This window comes from Spirochaetota bacterium, assembly GCA_038043445.1.
Taxonomy (GTDB): Bacteria; Spirochaetota; Brachyspiria; order Brachyspirales; family JACRPF01; genus JBBTBY01.
This window is the reverse complement of sequence record JBBTBY010000080.1, coordinates 1-23,989: the sequence shown is the minus strand read 5'-3', so window position 1 is coordinate 23,989 and position 23,989 is coordinate 1. Positions and strand designations below refer to the sequence as shown.

General features: G+C 55.0%; 18 protein-coding genes. 4 read left to right on the top strand and 14 right to left on the bottom strand.

The features are described 5' to 3' along the window. Positions 1–3: 3 nt before the first annotated feature. Complete coding sequence (locus tag AABZ39_12635) at positions 4–4,560, top strand: sugar-binding protein (protein MEK6795618.1); 4,557 nt, start codon at positions 4–6, stop codon at positions 4,558–4,560. Between the two features lie 106 nt (positions 4,561–4,666). On the opposite strand, the gene AABZ39_12630 is transcribed toward AABZ39_12635, so the two are convergent. Continuing rightward, positions 4,667–8,992 (bottom strand): acyl-CoA dehydratase activase, encoded by a 4,326-nt coding sequence (locus AABZ39_12630; protein MEK6795617.1) that lies wholly within the window; start codon positions 8,990–8,992, stop codon positions 4,667–4,669. A gap of 248 nt (positions 8,993–9,240) precedes the next feature. On the opposite strand from AABZ39_12630, the gene AABZ39_12625 reads away from it, so the two are divergent. Next, entirely contained in the window at positions 9,241–9,639 is a 399-nt protein-coding gene (locus AABZ39_12625) for an HIRAN domain-containing protein (protein ID MEK6795616.1), read from the top strand. Positions 9,640–9,678: 39 nt separating this feature from the next. On the opposite strand, the gene AABZ39_12620 is transcribed toward AABZ39_12625, so the two are convergent. After that, entirely contained in the window at positions 9,679–10,173 is a 495-nt protein-coding gene (locus AABZ39_12620; protein MEK6795615.1) for a glutathione peroxidase, read from the bottom strand. 321 nt (positions 10,174–10,494) lie between these two features. Here AABZ39_12620 and AABZ39_12615 point away from each other — a divergent pair, with 321 nt between their 5' ends. Next, entirely contained in the window at positions 10,495–11,466 is a 972-nt protein-coding gene (locus AABZ39_12615; GenBank protein MEK6795614.1) for a patatin-like phospholipase family protein, read from the top strand. 5 nt (positions 11,467–11,471) lie between these two features. On the opposite strand, the gene AABZ39_12610 is transcribed toward AABZ39_12615, so the two are convergent. The 12 genes from AABZ39_12610 to fliP all read right to left on the bottom strand — a co-directional run bounded on the left by AABZ39_12610 (position 11,472) and on the right by fliP (position 23,569). Beyond that, complete coding sequence (locus AABZ39_12610) at positions 11,472–11,807, bottom strand: hypothetical protein (GenBank protein MEK6795613.1); 336 nt, start codon at positions 11,805–11,807, stop codon at positions 11,472–11,474. Between the two features lie 10 nt (positions 11,808–11,817). Beyond that, positions 11,818–13,785, bottom strand: coding sequence for a FapA family protein (locus AABZ39_12605; GenBank protein ID MEK6795612.1), 1,968 nt, complete (start codon positions 13,783–13,785; stop codon positions 11,818–11,820). 22 nt (positions 13,786–13,807) lie between these two features. Then, positions 13,808–14,596: an RNA polymerase sigma factor WhiG gene (gene whiG / locus AABZ39_12600; GenBank protein MEK6795611.1), complete on the bottom strand. Its 789-nt coding sequence runs from the start codon at positions 14,594–14,596 to the stop codon at positions 13,808–13,810. A 25-nt stretch (positions 14,597–14,621) separates the two neighbouring features. Then, on the bottom strand, positions 14,622–15,611 hold the full coding sequence (locus AABZ39_12595) for a GlsB/YeaQ/YmgE family stress response membrane protein (protein MEK6795610.1): 990 nt from the start codon (positions 15,609–15,611) through the stop codon (positions 14,622–14,624). Between the two features lie 3 nt (positions 15,612–15,614). Beyond that, complete coding sequence (locus AABZ39_12590; protein MEK6795609.1) at positions 15,615–16,475, bottom strand: MinD/ParA family protein; 861 nt, start codon at positions 16,473–16,475, stop codon at positions 15,615–15,617. 7 nt (positions 16,476–16,482) lie between these two features. After that, the gene (locus AABZ39_12585) at positions 16,483–18,012 is read right to left on the bottom strand and encodes a hypothetical protein (protein ID MEK6795608.1); all 1,530 of its coding nucleotides are present in this window, start codon (positions 18,010–18,012) and stop codon (positions 16,483–16,485) included. 19 nt (positions 18,013–18,031) lie between these two features. Further along, positions 18,032–18,223: a hypothetical protein gene (locus AABZ39_12580; protein MEK6795607.1), complete on the bottom strand. Its 192-nt coding sequence runs from the start codon at positions 18,221–18,223 to the stop codon at positions 18,032–18,034. A gap of 73 nt (positions 18,224–18,296) precedes the next feature. Then, a complete protein-coding gene (gene flhA, locus AABZ39_12575; GenBank protein MEK6795606.1) occupies positions 18,297–20,381 on the bottom strand; it encodes a flagellar biosynthesis protein FlhA in 2,085 nt (694 codons plus the stop codon). Positions 20,382–20,388: 7 nt separating this feature from the next. Then, positions 20,389–21,705 carry a flagellar biosynthesis protein FlhB gene (gene flhB, locus AABZ39_12570; GenBank protein MEK6795605.1) on the bottom strand — a complete coding sequence of 439 codons (1,317 nt, stop codon included), beginning with the start codon at positions 21,703–21,705 and terminating at the stop codon, positions 20,389–20,391. Beyond that, positions 21,702–22,502, bottom strand: a complete 801-nt coding sequence (gene fliR, locus AABZ39_12565) for a flagellar biosynthetic protein FliR (protein MEK6795604.1) — start codon at positions 22,500–22,502, stop codon at positions 21,702–21,704. The genes flhB and fliR overlap by 4 nt, the downstream gene beginning before the upstream one ends. A 10-nt stretch (positions 22,503–22,512) precedes the next feature. Next, positions 22,513–22,782: a flagellar biosynthesis protein FliQ gene (fliQ, locus tag AABZ39_12560; protein MEK6795603.1), complete on the bottom strand. Its 270-nt coding sequence runs from the start codon at positions 22,780–22,782 to the stop codon at positions 22,513–22,515. 10 nt (positions 22,783–22,792) lie between these two features. Next, positions 22,793–23,569 (bottom strand): flagellar type III secretion system pore protein FliP, encoded by a 777-nt coding sequence (gene fliP, locus AABZ39_12555; protein ID MEK6795602.1) that lies wholly within the window; start codon positions 23,567–23,569, stop codon positions 22,793–22,795. Between the two features lie 138 nt (positions 23,570–23,707). Here fliP and AABZ39_12550 point away from each other — a divergent pair. Continuing rightward, positions 23,708–23,989 (top strand): nitroreductase family protein (locus tag AABZ39_12550; protein MEK6795601.1); only part of this gene is annotated, 282 nt, incomplete at its 3' end.

The following is a 23,989-nucleotide window of genomic DNA, read 5'->3' as shown; positions in this document are numbered from 1 at the left end:
ACCATGAATCCTCGGCTCATCATCACTATCATCCTGGCCGCTGCACTCCTCCATGCCGACGACGCAAAAGAAGCGCTGATACGCCATTATCAGGAGCTGGAATCGAAGCACAAAGAGTCTCGTTCATCCGAAAGCGAATTCAACATATTGAAGAACGGTGATTTTTCCCAGGAAAAAAAAGCCTGGCAATTCCATCTCTGTGCGCTTGAGAAGGCCGACGGTGTGTCGGTGACCGCGTTCCGGAGCAAAAGCAAGGATTACCGTAAGGTATGGCAGATAATACCGGTAACGCTGCGCCCCGGCAGCACCGTGCGCCTTCGCGCGAACATCAAGATCGTGAGCAGTGAAGGCACGCCGCCGAAGCTGTTCGTCGATTTTTTGAATGCTGCAAAAAAGAACGTCTATGACGACAAAGAGCGCGGCATGAAACTCGACCTCAAGGGGAGTGCCGATTTTCAGGATTATGAGATCACGTATCGCGTCCCGGAAGGGGCGGTCACGGTTGCACCGTCGTTTGCGATCGCCGATGTCGCTGAAGTATATCTCAGGTCCATGTCACTGACCGCAACACTTACCTTCGAGGAGGCTTCCGCCCTCGGCATAGCGGCAGAAAAAGCACGGTCCATAACCCCGACGGGCGATGCCGCACAACGCATGCGATTGTCCGCAGCGCCCAATGCCGTCATACCCGTGATACATCCGAAGACCATTATCGTGGACGGCGACCCTTCTGACTGGAGAGATGTTGACGCTGACGGCTCTATCGACCGCCACAGCGGCCCGTTCTCCACTCCGGACAACGAGCAGGATGCGTCCGGAAAATTCAAATTGGCCATGGATGATGAGAACCTGTACATCCTCGTTTCCATCGCCGACGAAACGCTTGTCTTCGGCAAAGAGAAGAACTGGAACGATGACTCTGTCGAAGTGTTCATCAGCCCGGACTTCAATCAGGATGTGAAGAACGGTGAGCGGGAAACGCAACTCGTGTTCTGCCCGCAGAACGACGCCATTTCGGATGTCATCATCACCGGAAGGAAATTCGCCGAGGTCGGCGCGCTGGTAAAGGGCGCACGTACATCGAAAGGGTTCCGTCTTGAGATAGCCATACCGCTTGAGAATTCGCTCTTTGCGCTTGCGCCGTTCGACGGACGCCCGTTCGGTTTCAATATCTCCTACAGCGACAATGACCGCGGCAAGGGGCGCGATCATAAAGTGACTTGGAGCATGTACGACGCCAAGGACGAATCGTTCAAAAAACCGTCGGTATTGGGCGCGGCGGTAGTGGTGAGCGGCAAGGGGATGCCGCTTGTGCTCGATACGCGGCCGGCAAGCACCGATGCGGCAGAGGAAGAACGCGAGATCGTAAATACGAATCCGGGGCATTTGAACCTGCTCGTCAACGGAGATTTCGAACGTGATGATGAAGGCTGGCACAACTGGTATGGTATTGAGGGATTGGGGCTGATATATGCATCGGATACAGGCACCTATGCACAGGGAACGCGTTCCTTCTGCATAGACGGGACAGCACGGGCCGGTCTCGCTGCCTCCGGGCGTTCCGCCAGCGCCGGAAGATTCATGCTCTGTGCACATACGGTCAACGTCCTCCCCGGCGAAAAATACCGCATCGCGTTCTCTGTAAAGACGACGTCAGCAGGTGGCGTCTCATTTACCGTTCGGACGAAAACGCCGTCATATATCATAAAAAGCGTCGGCAAAGTCCGCATCACCGCCGCCGACGGGTGGCTGCGAAAGGAATTCGATTTTACCATACCCGCCGACCATGTAAAAAAAGACAATGTCATGCAGACCTATTTTGACTCGTTCGAGATTGCCGGAGAAAAGATGTGGTTCGACAATGTCGTTCTCACGCGCTTTGTGCCCGGCGATATTGATGCGCAGCTGATCATCGGAAAACACGATCAATCCTTCGCTCCGCTGGAAAAGAAGATATTCATCCTCTCGCTGACGAACAGCGGGGCAGCGGCAGACCTTAAGGTCCAGTACAGCGCCAGGGATTTTCACTATAAAACCAATGTCAGTGCGCACACCATGGCAGTGACCGTCAGCGCAGGTGAATGGACGAATATTCCGCTGGTCATGTCTGTCACCGCACTGGGAAATTTCAAGATCTCCGTTGCGGTCGAAGACATTAAAACCCGCAGGAAAATATTCCGCGAGACCGACATCAGCATATGCGCGAGGCCGAAAGAAGGCGCTGAGATATGCCAGATCATGACCAGTCACGCCATCTATCTCCCGAAAAGCGCGGCGGCTATCGCGGAGACAATGGCTTCGCTCAAGGTGCGCACAGCAAAAATGTTCGTGCATTCAACCTATGAAGTATCACCCGGGAAATATGATTTCAGCAGTGTTGACACTATTCTAAATGCATCGGCCGCCAGGGGTGTTGATACCATACTCCTTCCGCGTGTGGTCAAGGAGGGTTCGAACAAGCCTATCAGCGACCTGGAAGCTTTTTACCGCGATCTTTTCGCCCTGGCATCGCATTTAAAAGGCAAGGTTTTCGGGTATGAGATCGGCAATGAGGTCGATCTATGGATGGGGTGGCCGCCGAATTCAGACCCCCGTGAATACAGTATGCTCCTGCGCACAGCATATAACGCGGTAAAGAGCGCCGATCCGTCCGCGCTGGTCATGACAGCAGGGTTCAATTGTGTCTCATATGTGGGATTCATGAACGATTTCGTCGATCTGAACAAAGGTAATTTCTATGATGTTTTTGCTTTCCATTTCTACGATTTTCTTACCAGTGCTAATTACAAGGAAGATATGGCCGCCCTCATGAACGGCCTGTCTGTATATCACCGATCCCCGGTGGTGTATGATACGGAATCCGGCTCGGAGCCGCGTAACAGTATGGAAGAATCCGTAGAATTGATCGCAAAAAAGCGCCCGTTCCTGCTGTATCACGGAGTTGCACGGCATCATGAATTCGGAATTGACAGAATGGTCAACGGTCACATGTACGCCTATTACGGTTCATCCGCGCCGACATACCCGACCTTCTCATTTCAAACCGGGCTCTATGCCGGTGCCGTAACGGCAGGGCGTGCTGCGCTTAATGACTACGTGGCATACCTCTTTGCCAAGGGGGGGCGCCATTTTGCCGCTGTCTGGAAGGAAGGGTATGCTCCCAAGACATCCGCATCGGTGCCGGTGAAGCAGGGATACGCCGTGTATGATGTTTTCGGTAATGACATAACCGCACGATTCCCCGCATCCGGCGGCGTCATAACCGTTGCGCTTTCCGATCGGATACCGGTATATGTGAACGACATCGATGTGGAGGCATTACCAAGCAAGGAACGTTTCACGCCCGCCGCTGCCTTTAAACCGGTGACCTATGACAAGAACGTACTTCTCCTCACAAAGGATTTCACCGGGTTCTTTGACGTTACGCTCGTGAAGAACGAATCACGACCGATACCCGTCTACGTAAAGAATTTCGGCAGATCACCGGCATCAGTTGTTCTTTCATGCGAAGCCGCAGTGAAACAGTGCGCCGTTGATGTACCGGTAAAAACGATCACGCTTGCGCCCGGTGAAAAAAAGGACGTGCTGATCTCGCTCTGCGCAGCCGAAGCCATATCAAATACGTCCGTAACCATAGCGGGAACGGTCAACGGCATATCGCTCGCCCCGCTCGTGCTTTCTGTTTCCGTGCAGGGAGATATTTCCATCGAACCCGAAAGCCGTTTTGTACGTGTTAGGAACAACGGTTCGTCAGCGGCGAAAGGGGCTTTTCATATCTCGAGCAAGATACAGGACGTGGCACCGCTCTCTGCTCCGATAACCATCTCTCCCGGCGATGAACAGATCCTTCCCTATGATGTGATAAGCAAAAGTGCCGGCGTGAAGGAATCGCATGGCGCGGCCGACATATCGTTCCGCTTTGTCCCGGACAGCAGAGAGAACGAAGTGCTTATGAGATATCAGCCTGCATTTGCGCTCGCACAGCAGATCGAGGCCGGTGATATACGGAACGCCGCTTCTGCCGATGCGCTTTTCGCCAAGGGCCCGGCGATGAACCTGACGGGGGACGGCGGCACGGCGAACGTGCTCTTCGGGTATCGCTCGGGTGAATTGACGGTCATTGCACGTGTCGCCGATGGCGAACATGAACAGGTATCGGTCCGCGGGCAGATAGGCCAGGGTGACAGCATCATCATCGGTATCGATCCGAACGATGACAGCCGGACAAAGGGCTTTCAGGACGACGATTTCGAATGCGGCTTCGCGCTTCGCTCCGATGGACAGATCATAAAATACTCGCATGACTGGAAGCATAATACGGGATTGGAAGGCGCACGGCCGTTCGACGCGGCACATGCGGCGGTATTCCGCGAAGGAATGTTCACCTACTATGCGCTGCGCATCCCGACGGCAGCCCCCCGCGATGCAAAGCAGATGGGAGTATCACTCTTGATAAATAATTACGGGAAGAGCGGAAAAAAAGGCAGCATGCAATTCGGCGGCGGACTTGACGAGAACAGGAACGCATCAAAGTTCGGGCGGGTAGTAATCATAAAATAACGGTGGCGCGGGCGCATCATTCCGTTTGCTCGGCGGGCTTGACGGAATACGCGACCCCTCGCGCTTCGGCTGCATAGGGATCATAAAGTAGGGTAATGCATGCCGCTTAATGGCGGACCAGATTCCCCTTCTCCCGCTCTTCCTTCATGAGCCGCGCCATCCTGTCCGCCTGCATAGCGAACGTCTCAAGCCTCGCCTCGATGACCTGCGGATACACATTCCCGTCCGATTCGATCGTCAGGAACGGTATGCTCATCGTATCGCTGAACGATGCAGGAAGATCGTAATGCTTATCATTGATGCGCTTTGCCACTTTTTTCTTCTCGATGTTCATTTCCGGCGTCATGATCGATTCGGTGAAGCGCACCGGCATACAGCCGAAGGGGCCGATGTTGATGACGCCGCAGTAGCGCTCCACCGTCTCGTGCATACCCACGCCAACGGTAAGCCCCGGCTCGCCTTTGATCTTATTGGCGACCACGTGCTGACTGTGATCGATGAGCGGGTCGATGATCGTCATTGCGAATTCATAGTATCCAGTTTTTACGAGTATTCGCTTTATGCGGCGCTCGGTGTGCTTCATGTACATCTGACGAACGATCATTTCCATCCGGTCCCAAATCGTGAACTTCGGCTCAAGGAGCTTGTTCTTGATGAGATACTCAAGGTACATTATCCACTCGCCGACAGCAGCGTCCTTCACAATGAAGCCCTTGCCGGCAAGTCGCTTATTGAGCCACTTGTGCGAGAAGCCGTCGCGGCGCACATAGATCTCACCGCACATGGCGACATATTTCGCTTCGGAGATGGGTATGCGATACGGCACTTCATCGCGAATGCGTTTTGCGAGCAGTTTCAAGCTCGGGTATACCGTCTCCCCTTTCGCGAAATTATCGCAGAGCTTCTTATATTCTTCGAGAAGTATCTCCACACCTCGTTTGGGGTCCTTCGCATGCGCCATAATGCCGCTTCTGATGTCGTCCATCACGTCGCCTGCAACGACAGCCTGCCACGATTTCATCGCGAAAGCCATGCCGAGACCGGCATAGCCGTCGTCGTTCTGGAGCGCGAGTATCGATACGTTCTTGATGCGGCGGCGGCGTATCACGTCCTGCATGGCAAGATGGTACTGCCCCACGCGGCAATTCCCGGATGCCTTGTTCTGGAACCAGGCGACATATTTCTTGCCGTCCCAGTGCTTATCCAGATACTCGAGCATGGCGCCGAGCGTGAGTATGTACGGGAGACATTCCTTGCCGGTGGCGTTCGCACGCCCCTGCTTCAACATTTCCGGGTCGGGCTCCGGCATACAGTACGTGTTTATGCCGAGGCTCTTTATCCCTGCAGCGAATATCGGAGAACCGAGATCACCCATCGAAGGGATGACCAGCACAAAACGAGGGTCCGTCAGCGGCACCTTCTCGCCCTCGGAGGTTATGAAGTAATTGACATTTCCATGCATCTCTATCTTCGCCGGCTTGAAGTCGCTGTAATCGATGTCCTTTATCTTGTGCGAGATCTTCCGGTAATTGCGGATGATGTCGAGCGCCGCTTCGATACGGGTGTTTATCCCCGCATCGGCGGTATGCCCGTCGAGCTCGAGCGTGAGCGAGGGTTTCGTTCCCATCACATCGCGGAAATATGTCACGATGAACGAATCCGGCGCGCACGAGAAATTCGTGATATAGGTGCCGAAGAGCTGCGGATGCCGCTTGACGATCTGCGAGCCCTTGAGTATCTTCTTGCCCACCTCGAAGTACATGTCAGGGTTCACCGGCTCATTGTGATAATCGAACATATCATACGGAATGATATATACGCCGCGCGATGCGAATTTCTGCGGTATACCCTTGTTCGCCACGTCGATGAACGAGTTGTACGGCCGCCCGAAAAGCACGATGGCGAAATCCTGCGGGTTCTTCTCGAGCTCTTCCATGAACTTCTTCGCGATAGCGTTCATCTCCTGCATATATTCTTTCTGCTTGGCAACGGCGAGATCGTACGCCGCTTTTATCTTCGCGGCATCCTTCACGCCGAGGGCGTGCGCCGCTTCGGCGAACGGTTTCTCCTGCGTCTCGTACCCGTACGCGAAATTGAACGTCGGCGATATCACTTTGTTGAAATCGTAATCGTTCTTATACGACTGCTTGAGATAGTACGGCTCGCCCTGCACGAAAATGCACGTCGCGTTATAGTCGACGCGGTTGTGCTCCGCCTTGTTCACATACATCTCGACATTGTTCGGGAGGAAAATGAAGTCGGGTTTCTTGTCGATGAGGTCCTGGAAGAGCCCGAGCGACAGCTGTGCCGGGTAACAGAACGACGTAAGTTCGCGCTCTATGCCCTCATCCTTCGCCTCGCTCGACACGATGACATTGTACCCGAGCTGGGTGAAAAAATTATAGTACAGCGGGAACAGTGTGCTCGTATGGAACGATCGGTTTATCCCTACCGTCTTCGCGTCCTTCGGTAAACTTGCCGGTGCGACGGCATGCTTGACGAAGGTGAGATAATCGCGCTTCTTCACATAATCGTATTTTTCTGTCTCATACTTCACTTTGAGAAGCTCATTGTAGTACTTGTTGCATGCCCCGCCGAAGGGAAATGTCTTTCCCATCACCTCTATCATGTTGATCGAGCATTTACGGTCGCAGTGCTCGGTACCGCCCATGCAGATGAAGGGCTTTTTGTACTTCACTTCACGGCCGGCGAGTTCTGCGAGATCGAACGCTTTTTCGTCGAGAAAACCAAGCGATATTTTCTCTTTCACTTCGAGGGCGACGCCGTACGCGCCCATGAGTCCCGGGTCCGGCGGGACGATGATGTGCTTGCCGGTGAGCGCCGCCATGGCCATGGGAACGGCTTTGTTATAACACACACCGCCCTGCATGAATATCTTCTTGCCGACGGTGCGCGTGCCCTTCACGCGGTTCACATAATTAGTGCAGATGGAGTATACGAGCCCGGCGACAACGTCCTCGCGGGAAATGTCTTCCTGGAACGCGGTCTTGATGTCGCTCGAAATGAACGCCGCGCATTGATCGTTGAAATTCGGCGGACGCTTGCCCTTCATGGCGATCTCGGCTATATCCTTCACATCGATGCGAAGCGATTCGTACGCCGATTCCTCGAGGAACGATCCCGTACCGGCCGAACATGCCTCGTTCATCGCATAGTCCGCGGGCACTTTATTGACGATATAGGTGTATTTCGCGTCCTGCCCGCCGATCTCGAAAATGGTATCGACTTCATCGTCAAAATGCGTTGCCGCAGTGGCATGGGCCACTATCTCATTGATGATACCGTCGGTGAGGGCATGAAGACCGGCGATCTGGCGGCCGGAACCCGTGGTACCGAGCCCGACGATGTTTATCTTCGCCGAACCGATCTGCTCCAGGAGCGCCTTATAGCATTCGCGCGATGCCTGCACGGGATTACCGTTCGTGCGGAGATATATCGATGCAAGGATCTTATTATCCTCGGTGCGCAGCACGACCGCTTTTGTGGTCGTAGAACCGACGTCAAGACCGATGATGCACCGGTCGCCGTCATGAGCGATACCGCGGTCCATGTGCTTGAAGGTCACATGGCTCTCGTATCGGGACAGCGGCTCAAGGAAATCGAAGGAGCTCTCGCGCGGGATGAAGATATCATCGAACGATTCGACCTTATCGACATCGTTCGCAAGACCGTAGAGCGCGGCGCCCAGCGCCTCAAAATGCGTCGCCTCTTTCGGGATCTCGATGGTCGGCACCTGTGCACGGAGAAAATCCATGACGACATCGTTCTGCGACGTGCCGCCGACGACCAGGACACGGTCCTGCTTCGCCTTGCGCAGAAGCTCGACGATCTTTTCCGCTATCATCTGTGAAAGACCGGATGTCACTTCGCCGATATCCGTGCCTTTATTGAGCGCATGCGTACAATCGGACTTGCAGAACACGGAACAGCGGCCGGACACCTTGAAGGGCTTCACCCCGCGGGCGACCTTCACTGCGTCCTTGATGTCGAGGTTCATGCGCTTTATCTGCTGCATGAAGAATTCGCCGGTGCCGGATGCGCATTTGTTCCCGGTGACGACATTGTTGATGCGGTTCTCGGCATCGAGCGTATAGACGATGAACGTCTCGCCGCCGACGCTCGCGATGCAGGAGTATTTCTTATTATCCTTGTTGATGAACTGAAGCGCCGCTTCCGCCGCTTCCGGTTCGGATATCGTCGGCAATTTCACGAGCTCACGGAATTTCCGGCCGGTCACGACCACCGGCAGATGCTCGCGGTCAAGCGATTTCAGGTTCTCAAGGAACACACCCTTCGGGTCACCGTTATGGACAATGCTCTTCACTTCCAATACGCGCGGCGTTCCGCCCTCATTCTCCATTTTCACGAATGAGACCGTCGATGCCCCGAGACATACTCCGATGACTTTCATTGCAGGACTCTCCTTGCGGGTATTCGCGCCCAATGCGCGCTTTTGAGTATTGATAGAATATCTAAACTACGATAATTCCATGCGGTGTCAAGCGCGCACTCTGCGCGAGGGGTAAGCAGTATATACCGTCCATGATGAAAAGTAAAGCGCATATGGCGCTCACGCCGCAGAACACGCCTTTCGCGTATTGACATTTTCCATTCCTGCGTTACATTCCAAAGACGATCATGCAAGGGAGCCCCGATAACGTGAAACAAGCCGCGGTCAAGACGACTGTCGTCCGTTCGGATGACAGTTTTAAACGCGTTATCATCCGCCAGGATTACGGCAAGAAGTGCGTGCGCATCCACTGTTTTGTTGCCGGCTACCATTATCACGACGGGGACAGCATCATCGATCTTCTGCACCCGCGCGAGGATCTTCTGCTCGTGCGAGAACTCTATAACCCCTACGACCCGCATGCAATCGCCGTGTACTCAAAGGATTACGTACAGCTCGGCTATGTACCGCGCATCATCACGCCGCTCATCGCGCCTGAGCTCGAGTCGGGCACCGTCGCCTGCCAGCTCAAGAAGATAAACCGCAAGGAATATTACGACGATTACGTCCGTCTTGAGATAATGATACGCTTCCCCGCGGAAAAATGATCGCGCAGCGCTGCGCACGACCGTTCAAAAATCTCATGTTCACTTCTTCGCGATAAGCGATTCTATCACGTTCACGATATCGGGGCTTTCCGGTACAACGGCGGATTCGAACCTTGCCGCTACAGAACCGTCCCGGGCGATGATGAATTTCGTGAAATTCCATCCGATCTCGCCGGCGGTCTTCGGGTTGGTCTCTTTTGATGTGAGCAGTTTGTACACCGGATGCATATCCTTGCCCTTGACCGATATCTTCGATGCAAGGGGGAACGTAACATCATATTTCATTTTACAGAATTGTTTGATATCGCCTTCATTCCCCGGCTCCTGCCACATGAAGTCATTGGCCGGGAAGCCGAGTATCACGAAACCTCTGTCCTTGTACTTCCGGTAGAGCCGTTCAAGTCCTTCATACTGCGGCGTGAACCCGCATTTGCTCGCAACGTTCACGACCATGAGCACTTTCCCCGAGAACGACCGCAGGGGCAGGTCTTTCCCATCGATATCTTGTACCGTACTATCATAGATCGGTGCCATACGTATCTCCTTTTTTTCTGCGCCGGCAAGAAATGCCGCCAACAATAATGCTACCCCAAATTCAAGCACATATTTTCGCATACGTAAATCTCCTGTCAAATCAACCAGCTGCCTTCAATTAAATATACTAATATTCGATGAATGGTCAACGCATCACAACCATGCGATTCATATCTGAATGCACGAGAGAACAGCGGGTTGCAACCCGCTGTTCTCTTACTGAGCAGATATCCATCGCTGTGCACTGCGGCAAGCGTTGCGATAAGCGCTTGCTGGTCAAAAAAAAGGAAGCGTGATATACTCCTTCGCAAGGAGTGATGCATGTTCGGTCTCGGCAAGAAACGCATCGTCTATGTGCTCGGTTCCGGCGCGGCATACGGCTACGCCCATATCGGCGTGCTCAAGCACCTCGAAGAGCTATCGCTCACGCCCTCGGCGATAGTCGGCACCTCGATGGGGGCCGTACTTGGGAGCATGTACGCGGCCGGGCTTCGGACGAAGGATATCCTCCGCATCATCGGCAATCTCGATATCCTCAAGCTCACCAATCTCTTCTGGCCGTCATTCCCTCACGGCGGCATCATAAAAAGCGATCATGTCCGCAATTTCCTCACCGAGATACTCGGGGACCACCGCATCGAGGACCTGCCGATACCGTTCGTCTGCGTGGCCACCGATATCGTCACCGGGGAAGAAGTGATATTCTCCGAAGGGCCGCTCGTGGAAGCCGTGGTAGCATCGCTTTCCATGCCCGCGATCTTCGCACCGGTAGCCGTCGGCGGACGCATGCTCGTCGACGGGGGCATCACGAACCCGCTCCCCATGGATGTCGCGCGGAAGCTCGGCAATTATTCCATCGCGGTCAATGTGCTCCCGCGGGTAACGCCGAAGGAGCGACGGCGCCTGCGCCGCGAACGTCTCGCCGAACTGGACGATATCTTTTCCGACCGCAGGGAGCGCATCGCCCTGAAATCGATCGATGCCATCACGAAGGGCATCGCGGACCTGACGCGCAGACACGGCGGGCCGCCGCAGACCAAGCCCAACGCGATACGGTCGATACTGACCGCGCGCCGTTCTTCACCGGGCATCTTCGATGTCATCTCGAACATGATATGGATATTCTCGAAGGAACTCATACGCCCGAAGCGGAGCTGGGGCAGGTACACGCTCATTGAACCGGATGTACGCGATTTCAATATGTTCGATTTCACGAAAGCGAAAGAGATGATCGCCATCGGCTACAACGCGGCAAAACCGCATTCGTCGAAGCTGTCACGCCTCGCCCGATAGGCGCGCTACTTCAGAATATTGATGATCGACCCTTTCCCGGGAACGGCATCGGGGGAGAATTCCCCTTCGATGACAGCCTCGCCGTCCGGTCCTTTCCTGCGGCGATAATTCCGGTAGAGAAAACGCCGGCCCTTTCCCTCGCGCCGCTCCCGCACGGAACGGCTTTCTGAGGTCTCATTTCCGCGCATGACGGTGGAATCCCTGAGGGCGGAATCGCGGTAGATATCGAGGTCCTCGGACTGCACGGCAAGCGCGCGCTCGACGACACGCGCATGCTCGGAACGGCTCACGTTCACCTGCTGTGCGTATATCTGCTGCAGATCGAGGGGCGATATGCTCATCGATCGCCTCCTACACCGCCGCCCGTTTCACCTGCGTCGGTGTACCCTTGTATGCTTCTATCTGGATATTGTTCGCTTCCTCGAAAAAGGTGACGGCCTTGAACGTATCGCGCACATCGAGGTACGCGCTCTTTACCGCTACGCGGACGCCGGGGAACACCGTCTTCGCTGCGGAGATACGGGCCTCCACCTGTACGCCCATGAGATATGCGGTTATCTCCTCAAGTTCTTTCGCAATGGCGATCATGCGTGCCTGATCATCGGCGTACTTCTGCTTCGAATCGGTAAAGAGCTTCTCTTTCTCCTCGTCGAGTTTTTTCGCCTTGGCAAGCCCCTCGAGCGTTTTGACGTTGCGCCCGAGCTCTTCGATCGTTTTCTCTATGCCCTCTTTTTCGGCGTTCAGATCGTCCATGCGCTGGCGAATGCGCGGGGCGATGCCCACCTCGATGACGGTCTTCGCCGATGAGGCGGAGCCGAACACCTTCGCATTGACCTCTTCGAACGCACGGACGCGCCCGCCGGTAATAACGGATTTCCTGCCGACGAGTATGACGCGCCGCCCGGCATCGATCGTTGAATGCATGATCGATTCGGTGACGACCACATCGCGCCCGACATCGACATGCGCGTTCTCAAGGAATTTCACGATGACATCATTGCCGGCCTTGAGCTTCGCGCCGCCCTTGCCCTGGATGCCGAGCTTGACCATGATGTCGCCTTCGGAATCGAGTTCGGCCTTCCCGACCGAGCCCTTGATATCGATATTCCCCGCGGCCTGTATCTTGTAATTATCGAGAACATTGCCGCCGACGATGACATTGCCGAGAAACGTGATATTCCCCGTCTCCGGACCCACATCGCCCTTGACCGTGAATATCGGTTCCACGGAAAGCTTATTGAAATTATTGACCACCTGCCCGTTGATCTTGGACACCACTTTTGTCTTGTCTGCCGACATTTCGACGTTCTGTCCCAGGATATCGCCGAACTCGATATCCTTCCCTTTCTTGGCCTCCATGAAGCGGCCCTTGACCGTCTTGCCGGGAACACCGTCGCTCGCCTCTATCTTCTGCGCAAGCACCTGTCCGACGGTGACGTTCTCAATGATGCTCAGGTCCTTATAATCGACATCGGAATTCTCATCGATGGCCTTGGGGACGTTCTTCTTCTCGATATCGACCTTGTATTCAATGCGCGCGTTCTCGCCGTTCACGGCGGGCGTGCCTGTTGCGATAAGGAAGGGCCTGCCGGTTATCGATCGTTCGACGACCTCTTTTATCGCCTTTTCATCGATGCCGTAGGAGACACTGTTACTCTCGAGCATCTCCCTGATGTCCTGTTCGTCTATCTCACGTCCGGTCTTCTGCGGCGCGGAGACATTGACGAATACGCGCATCTCGTCTTCGGCGATATCGAGCGTTACGCGCCCGTCGTTGTAGATGTTCGGCTGCCAGTCGGCTATCTTGATCGACTGTCCCTTGGCCTGTTTTACGATCCTATTGACGAGTTCCACATCGTACTGGAATATCTCCTTTGCAAGGAGCATCTGCTGCACCACCAACGGATCCTCGATAGCCTTGCCCTTCCCTTTTTTCGGCGTGACCTTGAGCATGACGCCATTGCGCGTCACGCGTACCGTCGCTTCACTGTCTTTATCCTTGGGCTCGATGACCTTGCGCGCATCCGGAAGCGGGCCCAGGATGAATTGCTCTTCCGACCGAGCGGACAGAAGCGAGCCCTGGATGCTCGGGGTATAGCTGAACGACACGCGGTACGGTTTCCCGCCGACGCCGAACACACCCTCTTTGCCGTTCTCGATGATATCGTAGGCAACGTCCTCGACAGCGCAGCGAAAATACTCGGCCGCTTTCCTGAGACCCGCCTCCACCGACGGGACGGCGAATTCAACGCGGCGCGGCGCGTCCTTCATAGTGCGGTACAGGTCGCCCGCCAGTATCATTTTTTTGAGTTCATTCATGCGCGATACGCCTTGTCAATGATTAGACGAGACTCTTCTTTATTTCATTGAGCTTGTAGCGCAATTCCTGAATGGCTTTCGTATGCAGCTGCGATACGCGGCTTTCGGTCACGTTGAGCACCGCGCCTATTTCCTTGAGCGTGAGGTCCTCATAATAATAGAGGATGAGCACCTGCTTCTCTTTTTCAGGGAGCGTCTTGAGCGCCTCTACGATGGTCCCTCGTATCTCGTCGCGTTCGGCGAGGATATCGGGATTGAGCCCCTCGGGGCCGGCAAGCGTATCGGCGAACGATATCTCATCCGAATCATCACCGGTGTAGTACACATCATTGAGCGAGACCACCGACGACTCGGTGATGCGTTTCATCACCTTCTGGTACTCGTCCATATCCATGCCTATCTCTTTGGCGACCTCATCATCGCTCACATCGCGGCCGAATTTCGCCTCGAGTATCTGCACGGCACGTTCTATCTCTTTCGCTTTCTTGCGCATCGAACGCGGGACCCAGTCGCGCGAACGGAGCGCATCGAATATGGCGCCGCGGATACGGGTGACCGCATAGGTCTTGAATTTTATGTCCCGGTCGGGATCGTATTTTTCGACGGCATCGATAAGACCGAAGGAACCGTCGCTGACAAGGTCATTGAAATCGATGTTCTCGGGCATGGACATCGCGATCTTCCCCGCCACGTACTTCACGAGCGGGGCATACTTCTTTATGAGCGCTTCGCGAAGCGCCGAAGTCTTCTTCTTTTTGTACTTGCGCCAGTGCTCAAGCTCGTTCTCATCCGTGATCTTCACTGACTCCATTCTCCTTCCCGTGGAAAATCGTCATTCACTTCCCGCCGTCCGTGTCCCGCTTCAGCATCGTACGTACCGCACGCGCCATGACCTCAGGGTTGTTCGGGAGCTTTATCTCCCGATTCTTATCGTACACGAACGATCCCCCCGACTGGCTTTTCGTGAACCCGCGTACGCTCCCCTCCGCTTCATCGTTCGATCGCGACTCTATCCGCATCTGCTCTTTCGCCTTGTCGAGCGCAAAATCATCGATGAGCGACTTCGTCGGGGGAGCGATGATGGCATCGATAGTATCGGATGCGGGTGGAGTAGCCGTGGTATTATGCCTTAAATTCGAATTTTTATCAACATCATCCATTGGGTCCACACTGGGAATAAGCGGGGGCGACACGTCATCCATGACCGGTGCGGTCGGAAGAACCGTATCATTCCCCGAAGGAGCGACAGGCTGGGTAGGTGTCACCGGGGGTGGCGCCGCCGGAAAAGGCGTCGGCGACGAGGGCGATGCCGCTATCGTTGAAGCGTAATCATCCTCCAAACCATCGACATTCGATCGTGTAAGGGCATATCTCGCTTTTCTCTCTTCTTCCTCACGCACTGCATTGGCAGAGGGCGGCGGGACGAACATCGGTTCATTACTGCGATTCCCGGCGGCATAGGCGGCGGCTGCGGTCGCCCGGGACGGCGTACCATCGACAGGAGCGGATCCGGCCGGGGCAGGTGATGCAGATGCTGTCGGTATCCCTTCCGGGAATGACGCCGCATCACCCTCGCGGGGAGCATCGTCCTTTTCAAAAAGCTCCGGGGCCGCTTTATAGACGGCGAACTTCACACCCCAGAACACGGCACCGACGACGACAGCGCCGATGAGCCCGCGTCCGAACGATGCGAAAAAGCCATGGTGATTCATCAATGCGACGATGAACGAGAATATCCAGCCGATGACAAAACCCGCCAGGAACGCCTGCACATCGGCATTGCGCCTGAGCGTGTCGCGTATTTTTGTGATCACATCATCCGCCACGGTTCATTCCGAATAGAAGTCGACGATACTTTTCACGAAACCGGCAAGCCCTTTCGGCTCGCGGAATTCCTTCTCCGTTATCTTGAGGAGCCGCTGCGCCAGGTGATCGAGGCAGAGGGAGGCACGGGCGCGGGCGTCGAATTCGATGAACGGCATCTGCCGTATGACGGCCTGCGATATTATCTCATCCTCGAAAACGAACCCGAGGTAATTCACCTTCATGTTGAGGAACTGGCTCGCGATATTCACCACACGCTCGCTCACCTTGCGCGCTTCGACGACCGACTTCACGCGGTTGACGATGAGCTTGAGCTCGGGATTGGACGCTTCGGCGGATATCGCCTTGATGATACCGTAGGCATCGGTTATCGCGGTCGGTTCCGGCGTCGTTACGATTATCACCTCATCCGCGGCGAGCACGAACGAGAGCACATTGTTGGAGACACCCGCGCCGGTATCGATGATGATGATATCGGCGTCGTTCAACTCCTCAAGCCCCTTCACAAGGTTCATCCGGCTCTCTTCGGTAAGGTTCGCTAGCTGAGAAAATCCCGATGCACCGGCGATGAATCGTATCCCGTAATTCGTCGTGATGACGATATCGCGCATCTTCTTCAGACCCTTCATCACGTGGAAGAGATTGAATTCGGGTATCTTCCCGAGTATGACGTTCACATTGGCGAGCCCGAGATCGGCGTCCATGATTATCACTTTCTTCTTGTACCGTGAGAGCGCGATGCCGAGATTGATGGCGACATTGGTCTTCCCCACGCCGCCCTTGCCGCTCGTTACCGCTATGACCCGCTGCTGATACTGCACGGGCCCGCTCATCATCTTTCGGAGTTCTTCTGCCTGGTCGGTCATATGCGTGTCATACTCCGTAGATCCTGTCCATGAGATGCGCCTTGCCTTTCGCCGCCTCAATGATGTCCTTGGGCACGCTCTGTCCGACGCAGAGATACGAGAGCGCGGTGCGGCTCTTGATGACCGCCGAGAGCACCGACCCGATATAGTTCGTCTCATCGAGCTTGGTGATTATCGCCCCGCTGTAATTGAGCATCTTGAAATTATCGATGATGTCGAGCGCGTCGTGATACTTCGTCGTCGCGGAGAGGACGAGCTGTATATCCATATCGATGCGGCCGGCGTTCTTGATATACTTGCTCACTTCCATTATTTCCTGCGCGTTCTTCGGGGAACGTCCCACCGAATCGACGAAAATGATCCCGTTGCCCTTGAACGACAGCACTTCCTCGCGGAACGATTCGGGATTGCGGCAGATGGCGAACGGCACCTTCATGATGTCCGCATACCGACGCAGCTGCTCCTCCGCAGCGATGCGGTAGCAGTCAAGCGTTACGAATTTCATATCCTCGCGCACGGTGCGGAAAAGCGAAGCAAGCTTCGGTATCGTCGTGGTCTTGCCGACGCCGGTGGGTCCGACGAGCATGATTATCTTCTTGCGCTGCGAGAGCGCTATGCCCTTGGAGAGGAAGAGGTTGGCATCGAAATATTTCTCTATCGCCGCTTTCACGGTCTCATTGTCCTGATAGAAACGCGCATCGGACTGCCGGTAGAGATAATCGCGCAATTCATCGATAGCGTCCTCGGGGAATTCCCGGCGGCGCAGAAGCGATAGATGCCGTGATATGGCGTCACCGGCAGCCTCATCGGCTTTCGGCGCTTTTTCAGCAGTATGCGCTTCCGTATAGTACACCTCGCGGGCGGCGGATGCTGCGCTCTCTTTTTTCTTCGCGGGACGCTCCGCCATGGCACTTCGGAACAGCGGGACATCGGCGAATGAATCGTCTTCCGCGATACCGGCATTGTCATTGAGCACCGGTACCGGGCGAGCATACGTGCTCTCCCGCAGGGCTTCCGGTTCAACAGCACGCTCACGGCGCACCGGCGGCTCTTCCGTCGGCGGCGCGGCTTCTTTCGCACGCGTTTCCATCATCATGGACATGAGCATTTCGAATTTCTGTTCGAGATTATCGAGCTTATTCCCGAACGCGTTCGCTGCTTCCGTTATCGGTGCGGGTGCTTCTCGGGGTATTTCACGCGCTTCCCGCGGCGAGGAACGAGGGACGTCCCGCGGGGCGGCTTTGTTTATGGCATAGATGCGCTGATCGATCTCTTCGGTCTTTACCGGGGTATGTTTCGCGAGCTCAGGGTCCCGCATGCCGCGCGGCTTCTCGTCCAGTACAGTATAGTTCTGACTTTGGAGCATGATGCGAACTTCGTATTCCGTCCTGCCGTTCTTGCCGCCGATAATACCGGCAATGCCGCCCTTGGAAACCTCTTTCTCGCTCAGGATGGTGAAATTGCTCCCGTGAGCGACGCGCGCATTGCACAACGCCTCTTTGCGCGTCTTTCCCCGGTACATTCGAATATCAAGCATGCTCCCTCCCCAGATCTGCTTAGTGGACGTCGGGCGTAAGGAAGAACTCGGGTATGGCCACGAGCACTTCGAACGACTCGTCATTGAACCCGAAAAAATGCTTTCGCACGATCTTTTTCACCTGGATGATGTAAAAATTCTCGCCGCACTCCTTACGGACCTTGGCAAGCACGTCACTCCTGCTCTTTCCGAAGAATTTCTTCTCACGCATACTGATGCCTCCTCGCTCTTCCTTATTGTTACTATTATCGGATAGCCGTGAATTCCATTGACTGTATTTCTCCCTACTTTATCAGCACAAGCGACTCGACCTTGTACCCGGGGGCTATCTCCGCCGATGAAACCACCCCCATTTTCCCTACATTTTTCGATACGAGATTGTACATACCCCTGCGTATGAGCGGCGATGTGAGGAGTACGCTCTCGTAGCCGCGCTCCCCGACCAGTTTGGCGGCTTCCTTCAGCCGTTTTACGAGCGCCTGCATGGCCCCTATCTCCATGGCCACCGTCTGTCCCCGGCCATCCCCCCCTTCGGCCAGGGCATTGCTTATCTCCTCCTGCATCGTTTGTGAGAGCGAGATGACGCGTATCGTATTGTCCGTGCTCGCATGCTGTCGCGACAGCTGATGGGCCAGCCGCTGCCGCACGAGCTCGGATGCCTGATCCGGACCGATCTGCGCGTCGAACGCATCGGCGACCGATTCCATGATGACCACGGTATTGCGTATCGATACGCCCTCGGAAAGGAGATGCTGCATGACCTTCTGCACATAACCGATGGCGTTGGGCTTCCCGGTGACTTCCGACACCAGTGTCGGATGGGTTTCCTTGAGCACATCCAGTATCTTCTGCACTTCCTGGCGCCCGAGGAGTATCATCGCGTTGCGTTTTATCGTCTCCGTCAGATGCGTAGCGATGACGGCCGTCGGCGAGAAGACCATATAGCCTTTTTTCTCAGCAAGGTCCCTGTCCTCGTACGATATCCAATATGCCGGGAGACCGAACGCGGGTTCTTTCGTAAGCTCTCCATCGAGCTTATCCCCGTCGCCTTTCTGATTGAGCGCGAGGAGATTGCTCGAGCGCACATTGCCGCGCGCCATTTCAGTGCCGTTGATGCTCACGACGTACTCTTCAGGCTCTATGTTCGCATTGTCGGTAATGCGCACCGGCGGCACGACCATACCCATTTCAAGCGCAAGCTCGCGCCTGAGATTGGTGACGCGGTTGAGGAGATCCCCCCCCTGTGATTCATCGACGAGGGGAATGAGATTCGCCCCGATGGAAAGTTCTATCGGTTCCACCTTAAGCAGCGAGGACACATCGATGGGGCCCTTGCGTGCGGCCGTTTCCTCCGCTCCTTTGCTCGTGAGCCCGAGCTCCTCGTTCTGACGCTGTATATTCCATGCTATGAACGCTATGCCCACAGCGAAAATGAGGAGGATAATGGTCGGGAAGCCGGGGAGCCACGCCATGACGAAAGCGAACCCCGCTGCGACGAACAGGTTCTTCGGATTGGCAAGCACCTGCGAAACGATCTGTGTACCGAGATTGTTCTCGCTCGCCGATCGCGTTACGAGAAGGCCGGTGGCGAAGCTCATGAAGAACGCCGGTATCTGCGTCACGAGACCGTCGCCGATGGTGAACCGCGTATACGCGTTCGCAGCGACCTCAAGCGATTCACCGCGCATGGCTATACCGATGACGAATCCGCCGATGATATTGACGAAGGTAATGATGATGCCGGCGATGACGTCGCCCTGGACGAATTTCGTGGCACCGTCCATGGTGCCGTAGAAATCGGATTCCTGCCGTATCTTCAGCCGCCGATCATTGGCTTCCTTCTCGGTAATGGCACCCGCATTGAGCTCGGCATCGACAGCAAGCATTTTGGGCGGCATACTGTCCAAGGCAAAACGGGCGGCGACCTCGGCAACGCGCGTCGCGCCCTTGGTGATGACGATGAACTGCACAATGATAAGGATGATGAATATCAGCACCCCGACGATGATATTCCCGGAAACGACGAAATCACCGAATGCGCTGATGATGCGCCCCTTGAAATTCGTTCCCTGCGTGAGGATAAGCCTTGTGGCCGAAACGTTGAGCGCAAGACGGAACGCCGTCATGACGAGCAGGAGCGACGGGAATACGCTGAACTCGCTCGCACTTTTGACGTTCATGACCATGAGGAGCACAAGCAGGCTCAGCAGTATGTCAAGGATAAGAAGGATATCGAGCAGGAATGCCGGCAGCGGGATGATGAGCATGGCGACGACAAGGATAGCCGCCGCGGCAAAAAGAAGGTCGCTGTTCTTAAGCCAGTTCTTCGGGAGGAAGTTGAACGGCCCGGCTATTGTCGCGTCTGCCATACGCTACCTACCCCGCCATTCGTACCGATGCGCGTTCGTCGCGCATACGATAGACCTTCGCTAGGATCAATGATACAACATTGTAAAGCTGCTCAGGGATGTATTCGTTAATCTCAACATTATAGTAGAGATGCCGCGCAAGCTCGCGATTCTCAATGATCGACACGCCGTTCTCCTCGGCTATCTGGCGTATGCGAAGCGCCACCGCATCGGCACCTTTCGCAACGAGCTGCGGGGCCTGCATTGCAGCCGCTTCATACTTGAGCGCGCAGGCGAAATGCGTCGGGTTGGTTATGATGACATCGGCTTCCGGTATCGACTTGTACATATTGCGGAACGCGAGCTTATGCATCATCTCGCGTATGCGCCCCTTGACCGCCGGGTCGCCTTCCAATTCCTTCATTTCCTCTTTGACCTCGGCCTTCGTCATCTTCAAGCTGTCGATGTACTGCCGCTGCTGGAAAATGTAATCAATGACGGAAATGACGGCGAGGAACACGAGCACCTTTATCATGAGATCAAGCGATATCTGCCCGAGGAGCAGCGCCGACTGCGCCGGGGATATCTTGAGCGTCGCAATAAGCTCCCGATAATGGCTCGTGATCGTCATAACGGTAAATACGGTGATGACGACTATCTTGAACGCGATCTTGGCGAGATTCATGATATTCTGCTTCGAGAAGAACACTCGCTGCTTGAAGTTGGACCAGGAAAAAGCGATGCGCTTGAGATCGAACTTGATGTTCTTCGACGTGAAGAGAAAGCGTGTCTGCGCCAGATTCGACAACAGCCCGATAATGAGCGGCACGATGAGCAGCGGCCCGAGCACCTTGAACGTCACCATACCCATATCCATGAACAGCGACTGATAGTTCTGCGTCGTGATGACAGCATCCGCTTTTCCAATGCCGGAAAGCGTTTTCACCGTGTATTCCCGGACCTGGGTGATGCAGTACGGCAAAAGAAGCACGATCGCGGCGACGCCGGCGCCTAAGGAAAGCGTCTGATTAATCTCTATGGAATTGACGACACGTCCCTCTTCTTCACGGGCACGGCGGCGCTTCCTGTCGGACGGCTGTTCTGTCCTGCCTTCATCGTCAGCGGCAAAAAGCGAAAGATCGTATCGGAACACATCGTCGCGGAACGGGTCGTAGTACGCCGCAGTACGCTGTTTCCCTCTGCGCTCTTCGATCGCGAATTGAGAATGTTTTTTCCGTGAGCACGAAACGCCCTCGCGCCACCTGAGGAGCGAAACGACCATGGGCGCACTCGCCGCACGATCCAACGGCATGACACCGATCTGCGCGAATCCGCATGTCTTCATCGCGCCGTTCCCAAACCGTCGACAAAACGGAAGATATCGCGGAAGGTGACCTGCAGGACATCAGCGATGGTCCCGACGAGCATCGGGGTTATCACCATTATCGTGATGATGCCGACGGCCACCTGGAACGGGAAACCGAGCATGAGCATGTTCATCTGCGGAGCGGCCTTCGCAAGGAGCCCGAGGGCGAGCGTGAGAACGAAAAGCGTTGCAAGTATCGGGAAGGCGAGCTGCAGCGACACGAAGAACATCGCATTCGTAAAATGGATGAGCTGATCGACGATGGCGCCGCCGCCGGTGGTGAACACTTTCTTCGACTGCGTACCGAGCACCGGCAGGCTTTTATAGCTTTCATAGAGCGCGAGTATGACGAGATGATGCCCCTTGATGGCAAAGAACACGAGTGTTGCGATAAGATTCTGGAACTGCCCGATGATCGGTATGGATATCTGCGAGAGCGGGTCGATGGTGTCGGTCACGCCGAAGCCCATCTGCACCTCGAAAAAGCGCGCTGCCGTCTGGAACGCCGCGAATATTATCGTCATAAGGAACCCGATGAGTATCCCTATCATCGCCTCATTGGCGGCGGCAAGCACGAAAGGCACGAGCGCCGTGGGCACAGCGCCCGCCTTGTCCGCGATGAGCGGGAACAATATCGCCGTGATGACGAACGCAAGTATGCCTTTGAGCTGTACCGGGATGACGGTAGAAGAATACACCGGTGCGACCATGAGTATGGCGAACATCCGCACCATGATGAGCACATAGAGCTGAGTGAACTGAACGAACTCCTGCACCCGTCCTCCCTTACCGCGCCAGCATCGGCAGCGCTTTGAATATACCCATCGTGTACTGGGTGAGCATGGTGAGCATCCAGCCGCCCATGACTATGATGACCGCGACAATAGCGACGATCTTCGGTACGAAGGTGAGCGTCTGTTCCTGAATGCTCGTCGTCGCCTGAAAAATGGAAATGATAAGACCGACAACGACGCTCACGATGAGTATGGGTGCGGACACATAGAGCATCACCCACATCGCGTCAATGGCAAGTTTCATTATCTCCGACTGCGACATGCCCCTTCCCTCACTTATAACTTTGCACAAGCTGATAGGATATGAGTTTCCAGCCGTCGACGGCAATAAATAAAATAAGCTTAAGCGGCAGCGAGATCATGACAGGCGGGAGCATTATCATCCCCATTGCCATGAGCGCCGCGGCAACGATGAGATCGATGACGATGAACGGGATGAAAAGGAATATCCCCATCTTAAAGGCGACGGTAAGTTCATTGATGACGAATGCCGGAATAATCACCGACGTCGGTATGCTCGCAGGGTCCTTGAGCGATCCCTTTTTCGAGAGATAGATGAACAGGTCCAGATTCGACATGCCGCCCTTGGAGTTGAGCGTAGTGAGCATGAATTTCCTGAGCGGCTGCTCCACCTGTCCGAAGAAATCGTTCACGCCGATCTTCCCGGCAAGATACGGCTCAAGTGCACGCTTGTTCATTTCATTGAGCGTCGGCTGCATGATGAAAAAAGTAAGAAAAAGCGAAAGCCCCATGATGATGGCGCGGGGCGGCGTTTCCTGCAGCGACAAGGCGCGCTGGAGAAAACTGAGGACGATGGACACGCGCAGAAAGCTCGTGACCATGATGACGATCGATGGCGCGAGGGAAAGGATAGTAAGAAGGAACAGTATTTGCAGTCCGAGTGACACCTCACGCGGAGACTGTGCCTCCTTCACGCGCACATCGACGAAGGGTATGGGAATGGATTGCGCAAAAGACACTGCAGCAGGAATTGCAGCGAGAACGATGATGTAGAATAGCAGAGTACGCAGGTTGCGTCTTGCTGACATCTCTTCCTCCCAGAAAAGAGATACCAGATCGGTTTGCCGGTCGGTAGTGACCACATGTTAACATATTATTATTATTCTGTCAAGCCCTTTTAATCGTTTTTTTCCGATATATACTATGGGTGCATTTCGGAGGGAACCATGGACGGACTTACCATGCTCTATACGCGAAGGAGCGTACGGTCATTCAAAACGGATGCCGTAGCGGATGATATCATCGGGAACATAGTCCGTGCCGGGCAGCTGGCGGCTACCGCACGGAACGTTCAGCCCTGGGAATTCGTCGTCGTCAAGACAGCTGACGTGCGTCGGCAGATAGCCGCCGTGACCGAGAACGGAAAATTCATCGAACATGCGCCGGTGTGCATAGCGGTGCTCTGCCAGGACACGAAATACTATCTTGAGGACGGCGCCGCCGCCACG

Bases quoted from the DNA above. Each gene is read 5' to 3' on its own strand.
- AABZ39_12610 (MEK6795613.1), bottom strand. From the start codon at position 11,807: ATGAGCATATCGCCCCTCGATCTGCAGCAGATATACGCACAGCAGGTG.
- AABZ39_12585 (MEK6795608.1), bottom strand. From the start codon at position 18,012: ATGCTTGATATTCGAATGTACCGGGGAAAGACGCGCAAAGAGGCGTTG.
- AABZ39_12615 (MEK6795614.1), top strand. From the start codon at position 10,495: ATGTTCGGTCTCGGCAAGAAACGCATCGTCTATGTGCTCGGTTCCGGC.
- AABZ39_12590 (MEK6795609.1), bottom strand. From the start codon at position 16,475: ATGACCGACCAGGCAGAAGAACTCCGAAAGATGATGAGCGGGCCCGTG.
- AABZ39_12630 (MEK6795617.1), bottom strand. From the start codon at position 8,992: ATGAAAGTCATCGGAGTATGTCTCGGGGCATCGACGGTCTCATTCGTG.
- AABZ39_12580 (MEK6795607.1), bottom strand. From the start codon at position 18,223: ATGCGTGAGAAGAAATTCTTCGGAAAGAGCAGGAGTGACGTGCTTGCC.
- fliQ (MEK6795603.1), bottom strand. From the start codon at position 22,782: ATGTCGCAGTCGGAGATAATGAAACTTGCCATTGACGCGATGTGGGTG.
- flhB (MEK6795605.1), bottom strand. From the start codon at position 21,705: ATGAAGACATGCGGATTCGCGCAGATCGGTGTCATGCCGTTGGATCGT.
- flhA (MEK6795606.1), bottom strand. From the start codon at position 20,381: ATGGCAGACGCGACAATAGCCGGGCCGTTCAACTTCCTCCCGAAGAAC.
- AABZ39_12635 (MEK6795618.1), top strand. From the start codon at position 4: ATGAATCCTCGGCTCATCATCACTATCATCCTGGCCGCTGCACTCCTC.
- fliP (MEK6795602.1), bottom strand. From the start codon at position 23,569: ATGTCAGCAAGACGCAACCTGCGTACTCTGCTATTCTACATCATCGTT.
- AABZ39_12605 (MEK6795612.1), bottom strand. From the start codon at position 13,785: ATGAATGAACTCAAAAAAATGATACTGGCGGGCGACCTGTACCGCACT.
- whiG (MEK6795611.1), bottom strand. From the start codon at position 14,596: ATGGAGTCAGTGAAGATCACGGATGAGAACGAGCTTGAGCACTGGCGC.
- AABZ39_12620 (MEK6795615.1), bottom strand. From the start codon at position 10,173: ATGGCACCGATCTATGATAGTACGGTACAAGATATCGATGGGAAAGAC.